Here is a 19,262-nt window from a genome sequence, read left to right as displayed (position 1 = left end):
CTGACAGGTGTCATTTTTTCGGACTGACAAATAAAAACGGCGACAAAAATGTCGCCGTTTTATTTAACGCTAATTTACTCGCTATTAGAAGCGGAAAGTCACGTTTGCGTGGATGTAACGACCCAATGTGTCGTAGAAACCAGCAATTGTGTTTGCGTTAGTTGCGATTGCACCGCCAACCAATGGTGGCTCTTTGTCAAGGATGTTGTTCACACCGAATAACAATGACGTGTTTTCGTTCAGATCGAACGTGGTTACGATATCAAGGTAGCTTTGCGCTTTGATACCGCCATCAGCGATCAACAGTTGGTCGACATCTTCGTCATAGCCAACTTCACCGAAGTAACGCCATTTCGCCTGAGCAGTCCAGAACGAATCAGACGAGTAGGTCACTGTTAACGAGTGACGCCAGTCTGGCTGCGGGAAACATACTGAGTTAACTAAACCAGCACAATCCTGGCCGGTGCTATCAGCATATTTTTCAAGGTAGTATGAACCGTTCATACGTGCTGTAACTGTACCGCCCATCACGTCTTCCATGATGTAGTTAGCGTTCAAGTCAACACCACGGTACGTTTCTTCACCAACGTTTACGTTAGTTGCAATAACGTAGCCATTGCTACCACGCCACAAGCTGCCTGAAGGCGCGCGAACAACGTTGTCACAGTACTGAGCCTGACCAGTTAAAGCACACTGATCAAGCGTGTTTTGTGCACCAACAGTACCGATAACGTCAGCGATATCGATCGCCCAGTAGTCAAGGGTGAAGTTCAGGTTATCAGTTGGGTTAGCAACGATACCAACGGTGTAGGTATCAGCAACTTCCGGGTCGAGGTTGACGTTACCGCCGAACAAGCCGTTGTACTGAGATGCAGGGTTTGCATCAACGTTACCGTATTGAGACGCGCTCACGCCAGTGTTCGCACACTGTGCCTGCGTGTACTCAGGGTTTGCACCGGCACATGGGTCAGTACCTTGCCATAGACCAACTGAAGTTGCAGAGAACAATTCAGCAACGTTTGGAGCACGTACCGCGCGGTTATAGCTTGCACGAAGTTTCCAATCTGAAGTGATGTTGTAATCCAATGCAACTTTATAAGTCGTTTCTTTACCAGACGTGCTGTAGTCAGAGAAACGCAGACCTAAGTCTAACGTCATGCTCTCAATACCTGGACGGCCTTCAGCAAGTGGAACACTTAACTCACTGAAGATTTCTTTAACGGTATAACCACCAGCTAAGCTGTTAGTAGGACCACCTTGACCAGCCAACGCACCTTCCTGATAGATGGTGTCAGCAATACGTTCGAAGTCGATTTCACGCGACTCAAAACCAATTACTGCAGCAGTTGGAAGATCTGAAGTCGGGAATGTTGCGTCCAATTCACCGGTCAGGTAACCGTTCACGATACGCTGTGAAGTTACGCCGGTCATGATAGCAACACCACCGAGTTGGTCAGCAGCTTCACCTGTTACGCCACCTGGAGTAAAGACCTGGTATGGAGTACAACCTTCGCCACACGAATCATAACCTTCAGCACCCAACGCCTGACCTACATAAGGAATGTAGAAGTCATTGACGTACGCAGTGCTTGAAGAAGTTGAGCCGTACTGGAATGACAAGTCATATGACCAGTTTGCACTCAGGTAACCTTCAGAACCAGCTACGATACGGTACGCGCTGTGCTCCAGGTTGTTCATCCGTGGACCACCTTCAACGTTACGCTTACCGATGTAGGCACCGACTTGCTCAACGTCTGGACCGAATTGATCGTAGAACTGTTGACGCTGCGCGTCGCTGAACAACGGGCTATCCACGTCTAAACGAGCCTGGAATGCGTAGAACGTACCAGATTCAGCGATTTGCGCTGCAGTACGGTCATGCATGTAGCTGATTTCCATGTACGGACGGAAAACGTCGCTCACTTCGTAGTTTACGAACGCACCCATAGTGTAACGGGTGTCAGGACGCATGAAGTGGTTGACTGGCGCGTAGTTATAAACGTTGCTGCCGTCATATGGAGAGAAGCTACCGTCTTGGTTCAATGACCACCAGACTTCCTGGTCAAGGTCATACTCGCCATTTACGATTGGCGCAAAGAAGGTATTTGGCAATGGTGCAGTAGAAGAACCACCACAAGCCGTACCAGCTGAGTTCAGAGCACATGATGAGTAATCACGTGTTTCCTGACGCATTTCGTTGATTTGACGCCAAGTAGCGTATGCAGTCGCGTGACCTTTACCGCCAGCGAAGGTGCCACCCATGGTCAGGTCGATGTTATAACTTTTACCTTCGATACCAGAACCACCGTTCGGGTAATCAAAGTTACGCTGATCCATCAAACCCTGGATGTATTCGTTGTTGTTATTGTGCTGATAACCTGAAGCGCCAACGTTGATTTCAACGCCTTCAAAGTCATCTTTCATCACGAAGTTAACAACACCGGCTACCGCATCGGCACCGTAAGTTGCAGAACCACCACCTGTCAGAACTTCTACACGCTCAACCAAAGCCGCTGGGATTTGGTTAACGTCAGGCGCTTGTGAATAAACACCACCTGGCTGTAGACGACGACCGTTCATCAGTACCAACGTACGGTTCACACCGATACCACGAAGGTCAAGGGTAGCAACACCAGATGCGCCGTTAGCGATGAATGAAGTTTGCGCAGCTTCTACCTGAGGCAGGCTGTTCATCAAATCTTCAATACGGGTAAAACCAGAAGCTTTAATTTCTTCTGATGAAGTGATTTGTACTGGGCTTGATGATTCATAGTCAGTACGTTTGATACGCGAACCCGTTACCGTGATTCGCTCTTGAGCTTCTTCTGCTTGCTCTTCGTCAGCCTGCGCTTGAGCTGCTGCAGTTCCTGACATGGCAAGAGAAGCGCCACCGAACATTAACGCTAAGCGGATAGACTTAGCCATTTTGCTATTCTTATACATTATCTTCTCCCTGGATCACTTAGGATTAGTGATTTTCAAACAAACCAAATCGGCTGAGAAAAGCCCATCTGGCAAGTACTTAAGTCGTTAAAGGGCATGGATTTCGCGCCCAATCACGAATAAGTCCTCTTGATACTAATCAAAAACTCATAATAGAGCAAGCATCTAAAGTGGACGAATTTCAGTCAATCCGGTGAATTTATTCAGATTAACCTTTAACTTAAGTTTTCCCTACATTTGCAGTTTTCTTCACACCTTACTCCTGATTAGTACCTTTTCTACCGCATCCCCAGCCTGACTCGCTAGCTTGCCGCGTGCTTTGGCACAACAAAGTAAAACAACAATCCATCTCTAGGGAGTATCATCATGATGCAAAAATCTTTTGTTGCACGTTCCGTGCAGGCGGCACTAACCGTCGCTGTGCTGGCAGCAACGCCAACCATCGCGAGCGCGCAGGAAAGTGCCAGCGACGAGCAAGTTGAACAAGCACAGGAACGTATTCAGGTCACCGGTTCACGGATCCCACAGTCAACTAACGTAGTCAGCTCCAGTCCAGTCTCACAAGTTACCGCAGAAGAATTCGAGTTTTCCGGTGCCGTACGCACCGAAGACTTGGTAAATGACTTGCCGCAGGTTTTTCCAGGCCAGGCATCCACCGATACCAACGGTGCCACTGGCACCGCCACCGTCTCGTTACGTGGTTTGGGCTCTTACCGCACCTTAGCGTTGATCAACGGCCGTCGTATGGTCATGGGTTCGCCAGCTCAATCCGGGATTGCTGCAGATTTAAACCAGATTCCGGCAGCACTGATCAAAAACGTCGAACTGCTGACCGGTGGTGCCTCGGCGACCTATGGTTCCGATGCGGTCGCTGGCGTCGTCAATTTCATCATGGACGATGAATTCGAGGGGGTTAAGTTCGGCTATCAAAACAGCTTCTATCAGCATAACAACAATAATAACAGTGCAGCTGCGCAAGCGAATAAAAACTCTGGCTTCCCATTACCCGATAGTAACGTCACTGACGGCCACATGAACGACTACTCGTTGATCATGGGTGCGAACTCAGCCGACGGCAACGGTAACGTAACCATTTATGCAACCTACCGCGATATCCAGGGTATTACCCAGGACAACCGCGAGAACAGTGCATGTGCTTTAGCCGGTTCACCAGACAATTGGCGTTGCTCTGGCTCAGCCACGATTCCTGACGGCCTCTGGCTGGCGGGCAATAATGCCTGGGTTCATGATGGTGCCGAGTTCATCAATTACGATGGCCGCGTCTACAACTATGCGCCATTAAACTACTTCCAACGCCCGGATACCCGTACCACCCTCGGCGGCTTCGCTAAGTACTACGTGAACGAACATGCTGAGTTCTTCGCTGAAGTGGGTTACATGAAAGATCATAGTCTGGCGCAAATTGCCCAGTCCGGTTCCTTCTTCCTTGACGTGAATTTCAATTGTAGCAACCCGCTGTTGTCCGAAGACCAGTACCAGACCATGTGTGCCGATCGTGGTTATGGCGCTGATGACAGCTTCTCAGCCACCTTTGCCAAGCGCAATGTCGAAGGCGGTCCTCGTTATGCCGACTTGCAGCATATTTCCCATCGGCTGGTTGCCGGGGTGCGCGGTGAGATCAGCCGCGACTGGACGTACGATGTATCCTTCAATGCCGGTGACGTAGCTTACAGCGAAGTTTATCAAAACGATTTGAGCAACACCGCCATCAAACGGGCGTTAGATATTGTTGCGGATCCAGAAACTGGTGAGGCAGTCTGTCGTTCCGCACTTGAAGGTCTGGATCCAAGCTGTGTGCCCTGGAACGTGTTCCAGCCTAACGGCATCAACGACGAGCAACTCGCGTATCTGACGCTGCCGCTATACGCCAAAGGTGAAACCCAGCTCCGTGAGTTTAATGCCTACACCGTGGGTGATCTCAGCATGAGCGACATCAAGTCACCATGGGCGTATATGGGGCCGTCGGTCTTGTTTGGTTATACCCATCGCAGTGAAGCACTGCGCTATGAGCCGGACTCAGCATTCCAAAGTGGTGACGGCGCGGGACAGGGCGGACCTTCAGTGCCGGTCAACGGCGATTTGAGCGTGGATGAAATCTACACCGAAATTCAAATCCCACTGGTGACTGATGCCAGCTTTGCTGACACCATGATACTTGATCTCGGTTACCGTTATTCCGACTACTCAACGGGCATCGATACCGATACATATAAAGTAGCTCTGGGTTGGGATGTGACCGACACCTTTAAGCTGCGTACCAGCTTCCAAAGCGCGGTCCGTCATGCCAACATTCGTGAACTGTTCCAGCCGCAGGGCCTGAACTTGTTCGATATGGCCGAAGATCCATGCGCAGGTAGCAACCCAACTGCGAGTTTTGAAGCCTGTGCAAACACCGGCGTAACCGCTGAGCAATACGGTTCGATCTTTGATAATCCGGCTGGTCAATACAACTACATGCAAGGCGGCAACCCTAATCTGGATGCCGAAACCTCTGAAACCAAAGCGATCGGTTTTGTCTGGCGTCCACACCTGGACAACGACTTTGATATCTCTGTTGATTACTTTGATATCGATGTTGAAAATGCAGTAGGTATTGTGGATCCCATCTTCTCGCTGGATCAATGTCTGGCAACGGGCGATGCGACCTACTGTGACCTCATTAACCGTAACGACAACGGCTCTATCTGGCAGGGTGCTGAAGGCTATATCACCGCCACCAACGTCAACATCGGCTATCTGCGTCGCACGGGTGTCGACATTAACTCGAACTACATTGTGCGCTTAAATGATATGGGCCGCCTGAAGTTCAACCTGGTTGGCACTTACTTTATGAACTTCGATGAGTTGCCACAGCCGGGCAGCGACCTGATCGAATGTGCAGGCATCTGGGGCGGTAGTTGTGGTAGTCCGAACCCTGAGTGGCAGCATAACCTGCGTTCGACCTGGGTCACGCCGTGGGATATGACGCTCTCGATGAACTGGCGTTATTTAGGTGGCGTTGATCATATCAGCAGCGACTTTGACCTTGGTGCTGAGAACTATGTCGACCTCACCGCGCAGTTCAGTGTACTCGCTGGCGGTCAGATCAATGTCGGGGTAAATAACCTGCTCGACAATGATGCTCCTCTTGTTCCGAACCAATTGGGCGATAACGGTAACACCTTCCCATCATTCTATGATGCCTTAGGTCGTTATTTCTTTGCCGGTTTCGAATACAGGTTCTAACGCTTCAGCATTAATAAAAAAGCCCCACTGGCAAAGGTGGGGCTTTCTTGTCATTGTCGGTTTTACGCGGCTAGTCCTCAGGTAACAAATAGTTCTCGAAAAACAGCACCGTCGCCTGTTCATATATGTCACGGTTCTCTTTTTTCCGATAACCGTGTCCTTCATTTAATGCATTCATGTACCACACGGTCTTATTGTTCGCTCGTAGTGCCTCGACAATCTGCTCAGCCTCCGTCACCGGAACCCGCGGATCGTTTTCGCCTTGCACCACAAACATGGGTACCGCTATTTTTTCGACCTGATTACTTGGACTGATAGCTTCAAGATGTGCGCGCATTTTCGGATCGCGTTCGTCACCATACTCGGCACGGCGCAGATCCCGCCGGTAGTCCTCAGTATTGGTCAAAAAGGTCACAAAGTTAGAAATACCGACGATATCCACCGCAGCCTGCAACCGATCACTGTAATGTACCGCGCTGGCAAGCACCATATAGCCACCGTAGCTGCCACCTATGACTGCCACCCTGCTTGCATCAAGTTCGGGCTGAGAATCGATCCAGTCAAGCAAGGCGCCGATGTCCTTCACCGAATCTTCGCGGTTAAAGGCGTTATCGAGACTGACGTACTCACTGCCGTAGCCAGCCGAGCCGCGCACATTGGGTGCAATCACTGCCGCGCCAAGTTGCTGCACCCACATTTGAATGGTGCTACTGAAATAAGGCCGGTATTGTGATTCCGGGCCACCATGGATGGAGATGATGACCGGATGCGGTCCATCCTGCTGCGGTTTGTACACAAAGGCAGGCACCGTCAGCCCGTCAAAGCTCTCAAATTTAACCAGCTCCGGTTCAACAAAGTTCTCCGTGTTCAAACCGCCAACCTCACTGAAGGTCCAACGAGCCAACTGATCATCGCTGTCGAGTACATACACATCTGTTGGTGATTTCGGCGTGTTAATACTCAGTGCCAGACGCGTGCCATCAGGACTAAAGGTCAGCCCACCCACCACGCCTACGGGTATGCCGCTCACCCGCTGCATGGCAAAGCTCTCAGGATCCAGACGGTAAAGCTGGCTCATGCCCTCTTCATTAATGGTAAAAGCAGCCTGACGACCATCATCACTAAGAGCAAAGTTATCGACATTCCATGCAATGTCTTTGGTAATCACCTCCACTTCGCCCGTGGTAGTGTTACGGAATGCTAGTTGCGTAAAGTCGGAAAATTGATCAGTGGTAAAGAAAAAACCTTCGCCATCCTTACGGTAAGCCAGTGGATAATTCGCATTAGTGCCAAGCTCACCACCTTCAACTAATCGCAGCTCGCCTTCCTGCACATCGAGTTCATGAATGCGCACATCGGTAATACTCACGTACTGCACCACCAGCAACTTACTGCTATCGTGATTCCAGTCAACCGGGCCCCACCAGCTGCCGTCAGGCGCGGCCACCACCAGCTCTGCCTCATCCGGACGGTCAGGATCCATCACCCAGATATCGTTCGAGCGACCATCACGCCGCGTACTCTGATAGGCAAACTTGCTGCCATCGTGACTCCACACCACAGCGCCATTGCGTGATTCACCGTCACTTAACATGTGGTAATCACCGCTAGCTGGATCTAACTTAAATAGCTGACTAAATTCATTGCCACCGGCGTCCATAGTAAAAATCATGGTATTGCTGTGTGGTTGACGCGCTATACCGCCAACAGGCTCATCAAAAAAGGTTAATTGCTGCCGATAACCCCCTGCTTCGCTCACTTTGTGGATTTGCGCGACATCGCCAAACCGGGTGCTGATATAAATAGCGTCACCATCGGCGCTAAAACTCCGAAAGGCTGCGGAACGAATATTCTGGTAGCGGTTCAGTTGCTCGCCAATACGCGCAGGAATTGGAGGAATATTTTCCAGTACCAGATTGCCATTATTCAGCGTACGGGTTGCGGTTTCTTCTGTGCGTTTATCTGTATTCTCGCTCGTCTGCGCCGTCACCGTAGCTGAGTAACTTAAGCTCAAACCGAGCAGGACAACACTGAGCATGCGAAAGCTCGCCATGAGTAATCTCCTAATTAAATGGTCGTAAGTTGATTAACCATAGAACGTATTTCTGAAAAAGGGAAAGATCTCAGCCGTCAATAAAGCTTTATCCCGCTGTTTTTAAAGCTTTTTAACTGAATTTAAGAAGTCTTCAGAAAGCTTAAATACCCTTCTCTGCCTAGGCCTGTCATAGTCATTTTCGTTTCAACCACTCACATAACACAACGACAACGAGGTGATGTATGGCGAGCACAATCAACTACATTCCGGTGAGATCTATTGGCCGAATTCGTTTTATTGCGATTGAAGAAATCGTCTGGATAAAGGGCGCAGCGAACTATGTTGAAATTCATCTGCAAGACAGCATGGTGCTGCATCGCGAGACCCTGACTTCACTCGCGGAAAAACTCGGTGACGAGCAGTTTGTAAGGGTCCATCGGTCAGCCATCGTAAATATTGATCACTTACATGAAATTTCCAGTGAACTTGGACGCTACTCGCTGGTCGAATTGAAGAACGGGCAAGAAATTCGCATCGGTAATGCTTATCGGCGCGACTTGTTCCAGAGTTTGGGGTTAGAGCAGGCAAGTTAATGCCTGGCATTGCTCCATTGGTCACAAATGAAGTCACACAGCGCATAAAAGCAGTAGGATTATCACAGGCTATAAGATTGGTTATCTCGTTTCTCCCTGGATCACGATAACTTTGTAAGTTAGCCTGCCTTCCGTTTTGACTGCTCTCTGTTGGGGATCTTATGGACTCCGCGGGGAGCAGTTTTTTTATTTTGCCTTCGCCAATAATTCCTGTAACGACGCCGAGCTGCTGCCTGCGTACTGATACGCCTGCGCCAGAAATAACTCGCCACATGCCACTGCATCACTGTAGGCGTGATGGGCCTCATAGTTCGGCAAGCCGAAGCGCTCGCGACAGGCCGCCAGAGTTAAACTGCCACGGGCAATATGATGCTGCTGCTGACGCAAGCGCGCTGCTTCATACGTTAGCGTATCGAATTTCGCCAGCGGCTGGAGTTTGATCTGATGCTGCTTCGCCAGCTGCTGCAAAAACTTCCAGTCAAACTGCACATGATGACATACCAGTACAGCGCCCTCTAACATTGTTGCCAGCCGTTCTAATGCCTGTTCCGGTGGCGTGGCATCAACGAAATCACGTTGCACCAAACCATGAACCACAGGCGACTGCTTTAAATCAGGCTGCGCCTGAGTGACAAAGTAATGCGCCTGCTGATAATCGATAATCGGCGGTTCAATGACCACCCAGCCCATGGCGAGGATTTGATCTGATCTAGGGTCAAGTCCACTGGTCTCCAGATCAAGCGCAATATAGCGGTGCTGCCGCCAGGCCTTTTGTAAACTGCGACGGCGCTGCCAGTAATGCTGCAATGCTGTTTTCCAGCGGTCGATAAAGGCGCTCATTTGGCTTAACCAATCCGGCCAAACTTGAGGCCGACCCCTTGCTGGCTCTCTTTCACAATTCGGAACGCGGACTTAAGCTGACGCCGCGTCAGGGTGCTCAACTCATCGGGGTCGAGCGCATTTTTTGGTTGGTCGGTGCCCCATACCGCCAGCTGGTGTTGTAAACGCAGTTGCGTCATAAACTGCCAGGCTTCCGCGAGTGCCTGATTGTCTTTGCGATTTAACAGTTTTGACGACTCAAGCAATTGCAGCCGGATAAGCGTACGCGGCTCGGTTAGACCTTCATGTAAACTGTACAGGCGCACAATGTCGTTGATAAGCGCAATGCCAAAACGCTTAATATCGACCCAGTCACTGTCCTTGCCTGACTCGGTACCGCGAAACCGGTTAAACAAACCTAAGGGCACCTGCACCCTGCTCTGCAATCGCGCCAGATTGCCGAGGAAAAACTCTGAGCGGCCCAACTTCGCGACATCTTCCCGATAAGCTTGATAAAGGCGCTTATTGCCGCGCACATTGCGGCTGTCGAAAAAGATCTGGCAATACATCAGCGCTTTTGGTGTCGGACTTCGGGTCCAGCTTTCAAAACGCTCCAGCCAGCCAGCGCGGGTGCGGCGGCAGTCCGGATTAGAAGCCATAATATCGCCCGGACACTTAGGCACACCACAATCGGCCAGGCCCTGACAGACAAATTCACCGAGCCCGGCGAACCAGTCTAACTGCTTTTCGTTGAGGTCATTGGCTAACAGCAGACCATTATCCTGATCAGAACTGAGCGTCTGGTCCTCTCGTCCTTGCGAACCAAACGCCAGCCACACGTATGCAGCGGGCGCAACACCGTGCTCCTGCTCATAAAAATCAATAAGCTTACGCGTCATGGTGTCGGTAAGACTCGCCAACAAACGTCCCACGGCCGCCGCATCATTCACCCGCGCAGCAAAGCTGTGCATGTAGTCCGGAATATGGGCCGCCTCTGCGATTAAGGCGTCGCGGTCCTGCACTTTATTCAGTGCGCTGATCAGCATCACCGGTTCACTTTTCTGCTGCCGCATTAAATCCGTATTGGTCAACATACCTATGGGCTTGCCATCTTCGTCGACCACCGGAATGTGGTGAATGTTTTCCTGCGTCATTAACGCCAGCGCGTCGAGTAGCGTCTGCGTCATTCCGATGGTTGCGGGCGCCTGCGTCATCACCGCATTGATATGAATGTCATAACTCAACCCCTGTGCCACCACACGATTGCGTAAATCGCGGTCGGTCAGAATGCCAACCAGCCGGCCGTCATCAACCACCATAATCGAGGAAACTTTCTCCTTGCGCATCGCCTGCGCCGCCTCCTGAATCGTCGCCGTACTGGTCAGACACACCGCTTCGCGCTGCACCACCTCACCCACCGGCCGCTGCAACGCATCCACATATCCAGCAGGGGCAGCCCCCTGTGGATAAGCAGGGGCTGCCCCTTCTGGATAAGTTGCGGAGGTGCGCGGGGGCTGACTGAAACTGGTTTCGGTTAATAGACGTCGTTCGTGTGCGCGAATAAAGTAAAGTTCGAAGGCGCGTGAGTTCTGCCGCAGCCGGTCAAAGTCGGCGGCAGAGACAATGAAGATAATGCCGTCTTCAACCACTTCAAGCTGGTTCACTACTTCGCGCCCACTGAGTAATGAGGGGAAGCCAAACAGATCATGCGACTCAAGGCGTTCAATCAGATGACCATCCGGCGCAAGCAAATCAAAACCGCCTGAACGCACAATGTACAATGCCGGGCTATAGCTCCGAAAAAACTCTTCCACATTGTGCTCGTTGACGTAAGCGGCTTTTATTTGCCCGGCTATCCACTGCCTTTGTTCAGCCGCAAGCTGATCAAATGGCGGGCAGTCGAGTAAAAAACGATTCAATTCAGCAAAATCCGGCTGCATGATTAAAACCCCACGGCGTTATTAGATATTAGTTATTAGTTATTGGCGCCACTCACTGACTAATATCTAATAACCAATAACGGTTTTGAAGTTAATTTTCCAATAACGTTTTTGAAGTTAAACGAAAAAGCCCGGCCGGAGCCGGGCTGTAAGCTTAATGACTGGTCGCGTGACCGGCCCCTTTCGGATACCGGATGGACTCAACCAGGTCTTGCGTCGCTTGCGGCGCATCGCCGGTGAACTTATGTACCACATAAGATACAACAAAGTTAATCAGCATACCCAAAGTACCTATACCTTCCGGTGAAATACCAAATAACCAGTTATCTGCATTATTTGCTGCCGGGTTCACGAACTTGAAGTAAATGATATACGCCAAGGTAAAGAGAACACCAACCACCATACCAGCAATAGCACCCGTGCTATTCATACGCTTGTAGAAGATACCCAGAATAATTGCAGGGAAGAAGCTTGCCGCGGCTAAGCCGAAGGCAAAGGCCACCACCTGCGCCACGAAGCCGGGCGGATTAATACCGAACCAGGTCGACAAGGCAATCGCCAGAGCAGCCGCAATACGCGCCCACATCAGCTCTTGCCGGTCAGTGATGTTCGGTGCCAGAGTACGTTTCAACAAGTCATGCGACACCGAGGTTGAAATGACCAGCAGCAGACCTGCTGAGGTTGATAACGCAGCAGCTACACCACCAGCCGCAACCAGGGCGACGACCCATGCCGGCAAATCAGCGATTTCAGGGTTAGCCAATACCATAATGTCGCGGTCAACGGTCATTTCGTTGCGCTCATCACCTGAGTAGAACATCTTACCGTCGTCGTTCTTGTCTTCCCACGAGATCAAACCGGTTTGTTCCCAGTTCTTGATCCAGGAAGGCGCTTGCTCATACTCAACACCTGTTAAATCAGGCCCGTTGACGGTATTGATCAGGTTCACTTTCGAGAACGCAGCAATGGATGGCGCAGTCAGGTAAACAACTGAAATAAAGACCAGCGCCCAACCTGCTGAACGGCGCGCATCGCGGACTTTTGGTACGGTAAAGAAGCGCACAATAACGTGCGGTAAGCCTGCGGTACCCACCATTAATGCTGCGGTAATTGCAAATACGTCAATCTTCGATTTTACCCCGGAGGTATAAGCGGCAAGGCCTAACTCCTGAGATAAGCCATCGAGACGTTCCAACAAGTATTTGCCCTCACCAGCAACGCCTTCAGCAATAGTCGCACCGAAGCCGGTTTGTGGCAGCACATGACCGGTCATGTAAATCGAAATAAAAATTGCCGGTACCAGGTAAGCAAAGGCCAGTACACAATATTGCGCGACCTGAGTGTAGGTGATGCCTTTCATGCCACCGAGCACAGTGTAGAAAAATACAATTACGGCACCGATGAAGACACCCGTTGCAATTTCCACCTCTAAGAAGCGCGAAAACACCACGCCGACACCGCGCATCTGACCAGCAATGTAGGTAAAGCTGATCAAAATTGCGCAAATCACAGCAATAGTACGCGCGGTTTGCGAGTAGTAACGATCACCAATGAAATCCGGCACAGTAAACTTGCCGAACTTACGCAGGTAAGGTGCCAGACAAAGTGCCAGCAACACGTAACCGCCGGTCCACCCCATCAGGTACACACTTCCGTCGTAACCCGCGAAAGCGATAATACCGGCCATTGAGATAAAGGATGCTGCTGACATCCAGTCTGCCGCAGTGGCCATCCCGTTCATTACTGGGTGGACGCCACCACTGGCAACATAAAAATCGTTCGTCGAGCCGGCCCGCGACCAAATCGCAATTGCGATATAAAGTGCGAAGGTGAGGCCGACGATAATAAACGTAAGCGTTTGAATATCCATGTTCCGGCCCCTTTAGTCTTCGTGAACTTCGTATTTGTTATCGAGCGCCGCCATTCGTTTGATATAAATAAAAATCAAAATGACGAAAGTGATAATTGACCCCTGCTGAGCGAACCAGAAGCCCAGCTTAAAGCCAAAAAAGGTGATCTGGTTCAGCCAGTCCACCAGAATAATTCCAAAACCAAACGACACGATAAACCAGACCGCTAACAGCTTAAGTACCAGTCCAATATTCTCACGCCAGTAGGCTTTAGCGAGTTCTTCGCTTTTAAAAGCCATAACGCCCTCCAGGTTGTTCTGTTGTTATTTTACTTAGTTCACCTAGCAATCTAGTCGGCCTGCGCCAAAGGAGAAATACGACATTGGTCGAATGACATAAAAAAACACCGCCGAAGCGGTGTTTTCTACGAGATAAAGCAACACTTACTCGCCGATATACTTATTGAAGAACGCGAGCATTTTTTGCCACCGCTCCACGTTATTTTCCGGCTTGTAAAAACCATGCCCTTCCGCTTCTTTGTACATCCACTCGTATGGATGATTGCGTTCTTTCAGAGCATCACGTAACGCAAAGGCATGTGCTTCGGGAACACGGACATCCGCACCACCCTGAATGATAAATACAGGCGCTTTAAGTTTATCAACGTTATATACAGGAGACTGCGCTTCACGCTCTTCTTCGACAGAAGGCAGGACCTGGTCAAGGTAGTTGCGACCAGCACGCGCTTCCTGAATATCGCCCTGTTCGTACATCAGGTTCAAGTCGTAAACGCCGACGAAACCGACAATGCATTGATAAAGATCAGGCTCACGTATACCGCTCTGTACTGCAGCATAACCACCGTAAGATGCGCCATACACGCAGACACGTTCCTCGTCAGCAATGCCTTCTTTAATAAGGTGCTGCACGCCATCGGTCATGTCGTTAATCATGGTAGTGCCCCAGTTTTTATGACCAAGCTCTAAGAACTCCCGACCATAACCACCAGACCCACGGAAGTTTGGCTGCAATACTGCATAACCGTGTTCCGCAAAAACTTTGGCGTCTGTGTCCATCCGTGTCATCGTGTCACGAATACCATGCGGCCCGCCGTGAGGTAACAGAATCAACGGCAGCTCAGAAATGTCACCACCTTTTGGCAAGGTCAGTAAGGCGTATATATCCAGACCGTCGCGGCTTTTATAAACAATGGTCTTGGTTTCCGGAATTTCGAGATCTTCCAACCAGGGTTTCGCCGCCGCAATAGGCGTTAAATTTCCTTTGTCACGATTAAACATATAAAACTTGGTCGGTGCATTCACCGATGCCACGCGCACAGTAAGAATACGATTATCGCGAGTCGACGAATTAATCGACACCGACTTGCCAGGGAAAGTGGCGGTTAAGCTCTGCACCAGGTTCGAATAATCCTTATCTTCCACATCGCTAAAGAAGAAGGTATCAATACCCTGATGCTCAAAAGCCGCACCTATGACTTCATTCGCACGACCATTTTTAACACTCATAATTGGCATTAAATCGGTGTCCGGATGTTCTGCCAGAACCGTTTCTTTTTTCGTACTGAGATCCAACACACTTAACGCACGAGTGTCCGACATACTATCGCTTAAACCAACGACCTGATCAGTTCCTGGCAACATTAACAAAGGTACAAAACCCCCGTCGGCCTCGTAGTAGCTCGTTACTTCATACCAATCCTGGTTCGCGCCATCACGGCCGAGAATAAGGGTCTTATTTCCTTCCTCAGGATCGACCCCGACGACCATACGCGATACGCCCTTATCATCAAGAATCACCTGCACATTGGTGCTGCGATAGGCTTTCAACGGGATCCGTCCTTCTGAACGTTTGCGCCCCGAAGTAATCTTCATGGTGTAGAGGTCAAGGTAAGGCTCAGCGGAGGTGAATGAACGCTGATAAATCATGATAGCGTCAGGTTGTTCCGGTAAATAGTCTACCACCTGCGCAAAGACATATTCTCCACTTTCCGAACGTGGTCCCGTCAGAATCACCTGTTTGGAGCCATCAGCGTCCATCGCAAACAGTTCACCGGTTGGTACCGGCTGATCTAACGAACCCACTTCGCGCACCATGGTCATGACGAGACGCTCATTGTTCGCCCATTGAAACGAGCCGACTGACTCATTTCCCTGTCCCTGAGTGACAGAAAGTATTTTGCTATCATCGATATCAATAACTGTCAGCTGGACAGACCCATCGGTAATGCGTGAGGTTGCTGCCAGGTAATCGCCTTCTGGCGAAATTTTGACATCCAGATATTGCGCATGTTTTGCATACTTCTCCAACAGCTCCGTGTCTACTGTAGAGCTGAAGCTCAATGCTGGGATGACTAATGCCGCCAGCCCCAAGAATATTGAATACTTCATAAAGCCCTCATTTTCTGTAGTTATAAGTTATTTTAGTTATTCAATAAAAAAGCCCCACCAAGGTGGGGCTTTGGTCGTTCTCTTCTACATACCTGCTCTAAAGACTTAGAAGCTGTATGAAACGTTGAAGAACGCACGACGGCCTAAGTAGTCAAGCTGCGATGCGAACAACGGCACATTACCGAATGTGTACGATGCTGCCGGGCTGACGCTTGGAGGCTGTTTGTCGAACAAGTTAGCGATACCGAAGGTTGCTTCAATGTTGTCATTGAACGTAGTAGTCGCTGACACTGAATGAAGGAAGTACGACGGAGTTTCAGCAACGAAACGAACTTTGTTACCACGATAAGTGGTGTCGTCAAAACCGTAGTACGAGTAGTCTTCAGTTTTGTCATAGTACGACATGTTCCAGTTGAAGCTCCAGTCATCACGGTTCAACGTGGTGTTCAGGCTACCAACATGACGCGGGTTACCGACTAAACCAATGCTGTTCAGTGGCTCATCCGTTGGGAACTGCTGGAATGAACGTTGGATCTGGTTAGTGTGATCCAATTTCACGCGCAGGTCACCAAAGTCAAATGAGTCCTGGTAAGTTACCACGATATCAACACCGCGAACGATTTGCTCAGCAGTATTCAGATAACCACCACGAACCTGGATGATGCTCCAGTCGCCATCATCAGAACCGTCGTTACGTTGGAACTGATCACAGAATGGTTCGTTTGCGAAGTCTTCTGAGTTGTAACACTGACTCAGAACCGCGCCACCAGAAACGTTAGAGATCTGGTTGTTGATAACTACGTCATAGTAATCGATTGACGCAGCTAATACGCCTTCTGGGCTGGTGTAAACCAAGCCGATACCTTCAGAGATTGAAGTTTCAGCTTTCAGCTGACCTGCACCACCACCTGAGATTGACAGGATTGAACCTGAGCTACCCAAAGTATCAGTGTAAGTTTCTGGAATACCATCAGCGGCGCAGTTTTGACGTACGCGCTCGTTGGTTGATTCAACCCAGTTCAAACATGGATCAGCGGTTTGACCGATAAAGCCTGTTTGGTTTTCCAGGTAAAGCTCATACAGTGCCGGGGCACGGAATGATGAGCCACGTGATGCACGAACACGGAAACCTGCGCCGATAGACCAGTTTGCGCTTACTTTGAACGTAGTATCGCTACCGTAAGCACTGACGTCAGTCCAACGACCAGAAGCCGTCAGGTCAAGGCTTTCAACGCCTGGCAGGTCACGCAGTAATGGCATCTGGAACTCAGCGTAAACCGCGCGAGTGATTGCACTACCTTGAGTGATACCAGCGCCACTTAAGCCCCAAGAGTTACCTGCAAGAGTGTTCTCGCCCGGGACGTCTTTAAGCTCATCACGCTGCCAGTAGACACCCGCTGCAACGCCAACAGGGCCAGAAGGCATGTTAAACAGGTCACCAGTGATGTAGGCATCAAAGGTATCTTGCTTGTAAGTTGTGTTACCTACGTCCTGACCAAACAAGAAGTCACGTGCTTCCTGGTTTTGGTTACCGAACATATTTTGTGGATCAAACCAGTCGTAGTTGTAGCAAGCACGACCAGATGTCTCAGTGACACGACCTTCACATGGAATACCTAACAAGTTTTCCTGAGCCATAATCATTGAGTCAAATAAGATGATGTCTTGCTTGTATTCGCCGCTGTTGTGCGAACGCTGATAAGAAGCATCCCAGTTCCAGAAGCCGATTGAACCTTCAAGACCTACAACTCCACGCGTGTAATCAACAGTGGTGTCGTTGCCGTAGTGATCAGTGTAGTGCACTGGAAGTACGAAAGTGCTACCTTCCCAGCCTGGAGCAGCGCTTACTGGCAGATAGCCAAGTTCACGAGTCCAGAACTGACGAACGCTTTCAGATTTAGTATTACGGCTGCTGTGCAACAACTCACCATACATCGAGGTGGTGTCGGTCAGGTCGTAATCACCTTGCAGATACACAGAAGCAACAGTTGTTTCTGGGATAACTGTAGCGTTCATACGTGCTGGGTGACGACCACCGTCTAACAAACCGTCAGACTCTTTATCATAGCCAGCCCAGTACCAACCGTCAGGAGCATTAGTTACGAAATCATTTTCAGTCGCCACGTTTGGTAAACCAAAGTTTTCGTAGTCATACTGGAAACGACCGCCACCAAATGAACCAGGGTGGAACAAACCAAAGCCACTTTCAGAACAGTGGTAGTTTCCGGTGCGTGGATCGATTGGATCCGCACGCTCACCTGTTTCATAATCGAACAGGTAACGCTCTGTACAGTCAAAGTAGTCACGGTCGCCACGTTTAAGACCAGTGTTCACGTTGTAGTCAGCAACTACACGCCATGAGCCACGATCAAACGCTTTACCATAAGTACCATTTACACGATAAGTCTCACCGCCACCTTCAAAAGGAGCAAGGCCAGAAACGTTTACTTCGCCGCCCTCACCTTTTTTAGTGATGATGTTGATAACACCAGCAACAGCGTCAGAGCCGTAAAGTGAAGAAGCACCGTCTTTCAGGATTTCGACACGCTCAATGATGCTGATAGGTAATGCGTTCATGTCAAATGCAGAAACTGCACCACGCGTACCTGCAGGACCGGCACGGCGGCCGTTCAACAGTACGAGGGTACGGCTTGCGCCCAAACCACGCATAGAGATTGACTCAGCACCTTGTCCACCATTGGTAACGAAACCAACAGAGTACGCTGCGATTAACTGGTCAGAACCGGCCGCGACAGTAGAGGTACGAAGTAACTCACCAAGAGTCTGCAGACCTTGGTCTTCAGCAATCTCAGCGGTAATGATTTCAATTGGAGTAGCGCTATCCAAACCATCGGTACGGATACGTGAACCCGTAACCTGAATTTTTTCAACGTTTTCAACAACTGATTCTTTCTCATCAGCTCCGATTTGATCGTCTTCAGCACTCTGGTCTTGCGCAAACGCTGGAGCGCCAGCTAATAATGCAGTACCAAAGCCTGCCATCATGATGGAGCGGATTGAACTCGACAAATATGACTGCTTAGCCATGTGAGTCTCCCTGATATTTTTTTATTGTAAGTATGGTTTCAATGGAACTTTATTAAAATTCTATTGTTACAACCGTAGATTATGGTTCCACAGAAGATGCTGCTAGGCTGCAGCTTGCCTTCCGACCGTCAGTCAACCATAAGTTTGAGGGATTTACAATAGTTTTTAGGTGAGTTGTAAACACATTGAATGTAATAGTTCTGTGTAATTATTTGTGACGCCTTTGTACCCTCTGCTGTAATCCCTTTGTTATTCTTCTAAGCTTATGTTTTACAGAGTTTTATAGGTTTTAGCGTTCTCTAAATATAACAAATGATATAAACTAGCGTGCATGCCTGTATATTTTCTATACGACCGATTCAGCCTCGCCCGGAGCAGTC

Annotated in this window: 10 protein-coding genes; 2 read left to right on the top strand and 8 right to left on the bottom strand. The window is 49.7% G+C overall.

What is annotated here, in order from left to right; all coding sequences use genetic code 11:
• Nucleotides 1–84 precede the first annotated feature (84 nt).
• Complete coding sequence (locus CWI69_RS00505) at nt 85–2,943, bottom strand: TonB-dependent receptor domain-containing protein (RefSeq protein WP_126760937.1); 2,859 nt, start codon at nt 2,941–2,943, stop codon at nt 85–87.
• Nucleotides 2,944–3,309: 366 nt separating this feature from the next.
• On the opposite strand from CWI69_RS00505, the gene CWI69_RS00500 reads away from it, so the two are divergent.
• Complete coding sequence (locus tag CWI69_RS00500) at nt 3,310–6,189, top strand: TonB-dependent receptor domain-containing protein (protein ID WP_198678860.1); 2,880 nt, start codon at nt 3,310–3,312, stop codon at nt 6,187–6,189.
• Between the two features lie 70 nt (nt 6,190–6,259).
• Here CWI69_RS00500 and CWI69_RS00495 read toward each other — a convergent pair whose 3' ends face one another.
• Nucleotides 6,260–8,242, bottom strand: a complete 1,983-nt coding sequence (locus CWI69_RS00495) for a S9 family peptidase (RefSeq protein WP_126760935.1) — start codon at nt 8,240–8,242, stop codon at nt 6,260–6,262.
• Nucleotides 8,243–8,466: 224 nt separating this feature from the next.
• Between CWI69_RS00495 and CWI69_RS00490 the strand changes: the two genes are divergently transcribed.
• Nucleotides 8,467–8,817, top strand: a complete 351-nt coding sequence (locus tag CWI69_RS00490; RefSeq protein ID WP_126760933.1) for a LytR/AlgR family response regulator transcription factor — start codon at nt 8,467–8,469, stop codon at nt 8,815–8,817.
• 186 nt (nt 8,818–9,003) lie between these two features.
• Here the strand turns inward: CWI69_RS00490 and CWI69_RS00485 are convergent, their stop codons facing one another.
• The 6 genes from CWI69_RS00485 to CWI69_RS00460 all read right to left on the bottom strand — a co-directional run bounded on the left by CWI69_RS00485 (nt 9,004) and on the right by CWI69_RS00460 (nt 18,882).
• Entirely contained in the window at nt 9,004–9,657 is a 654-nt protein-coding gene (locus CWI69_RS00485) for a 3'-5' exonuclease (RefSeq protein ID WP_126760931.1), read from the bottom strand.
• Nucleotides 9,658–9,662: 5 nt separating this feature from the next.
• Entirely contained in the window at nt 9,663–11,576 is a 1,914-nt protein-coding gene (locus tag CWI69_RS00480; protein ID WP_126760929.1) for a DUF294 nucleotidyltransferase-like domain-containing protein, read from the bottom strand.
• 154 nt (nt 11,577–11,730) lie between these two features.
• Nucleotides 11,731–13,446: a sodium:solute symporter family protein gene (locus CWI69_RS00475; RefSeq protein WP_126760928.1), complete on the bottom strand. Its 1,716-nt coding sequence runs from the start codon at nt 13,444–13,446 to the stop codon at nt 11,731–11,733.
• Between the two features lie 12 nt (nt 13,447–13,458).
• On the bottom strand, nt 13,459–13,725 hold the full coding sequence (locus CWI69_RS00470) for a DUF4212 domain-containing protein (protein ID WP_126760926.1): 267 nt from the start codon (nt 13,723–13,725) through the stop codon (nt 13,459–13,461).
• A gap of 144 nt (nt 13,726–13,869) precedes the next feature.
• A complete protein-coding gene (locus tag CWI69_RS00465; RefSeq protein WP_126760925.1) occupies nt 13,870–15,834 on the bottom strand; it encodes a S9 family peptidase in 1,965 nt (654 codons plus the stop codon).
• 105 nt (nt 15,835–15,939) lie between these two features.
• Nucleotides 15,940–18,882, bottom strand: a complete 2,943-nt coding sequence (locus CWI69_RS00460; RefSeq protein ID WP_126760924.1) for a TonB-dependent receptor domain-containing protein — start codon at nt 18,880–18,882, stop codon at nt 15,940–15,942.
• Nucleotides 18,883–19,262 lie beyond the last annotated feature (380 nt).

The organism is Pseudidiomarina halophila, from assembly GCF_003987215.1.
Taxonomy (GTDB): Bacteria; Pseudomonadota; Gammaproteobacteria; order Enterobacterales; family Alteromonadaceae; genus Pseudidiomarina; species Pseudidiomarina halophila.
Note: the sequence above shows the minus strand (reverse complement) of the source record. Positions and strands in the feature narration are given on the sequence as shown.

Excerpts from the sequence above, each read along its gene's own strand:
- CWI69_RS00505 (WP_126760937.1), bottom strand. The coding sequence starts at position 2,943 with ATGTATAAGAATAGCAAAATGGCTAAGTCTATCCGCTTAGCGTTAATG.
- CWI69_RS00500 (WP_198678860.1), top strand. The coding sequence starts at position 3,310 with ATGATGCAAAAATCTTTTGTTGCACGTTCCGTGCAGGCGGCACTAACC.
- CWI69_RS00495 (WP_126760935.1), bottom strand. The coding sequence starts at position 8,242 with ATGGCGAGCTTTCGCATGCTCAGTGTTGTCCTGCTCGGTTTGAGCTTA.
- CWI69_RS00490 (WP_126760933.1), top strand. The coding sequence starts at position 8,467 with ATGGCGAGCACAATCAACTACATTCCGGTGAGATCTATTGGCCGAATT.
- CWI69_RS00485 (WP_126760931.1), bottom strand. The coding sequence starts at position 9,657 with ATGAGCGCCTTTATCGACCGCTGGAAAACAGCATTGCAGCATTACTGG.
- CWI69_RS00480 (WP_126760929.1), bottom strand. The coding sequence starts at position 11,576 with ATGCAGCCGGATTTTGCTGAATTGAATCGTTTTTTACTCGACTGCCCG.
- CWI69_RS00475 (WP_126760928.1), bottom strand. The coding sequence starts at position 13,446 with ATGGATATTCAAACGCTTACGTTTATTATCGTCGGCCTCACCTTCGCA.
- CWI69_RS00470 (WP_126760926.1), bottom strand. The coding sequence starts at position 13,725 with ATGGCTTTTAAAAGCGAAGAACTCGCTAAAGCCTACTGGCGTGAGAAT.
- CWI69_RS00465 (WP_126760925.1), bottom strand. The coding sequence starts at position 15,834 with ATGAAGTATTCAATATTCTTGGGGCTGGCGGCATTAGTCATCCCAGCA.
- CWI69_RS00460 (WP_126760924.1), bottom strand. The coding sequence starts at position 18,882 with ATGGCTAAGCAGTCATATTTGTCGAGTTCAATCCGCTCCATCATGATG.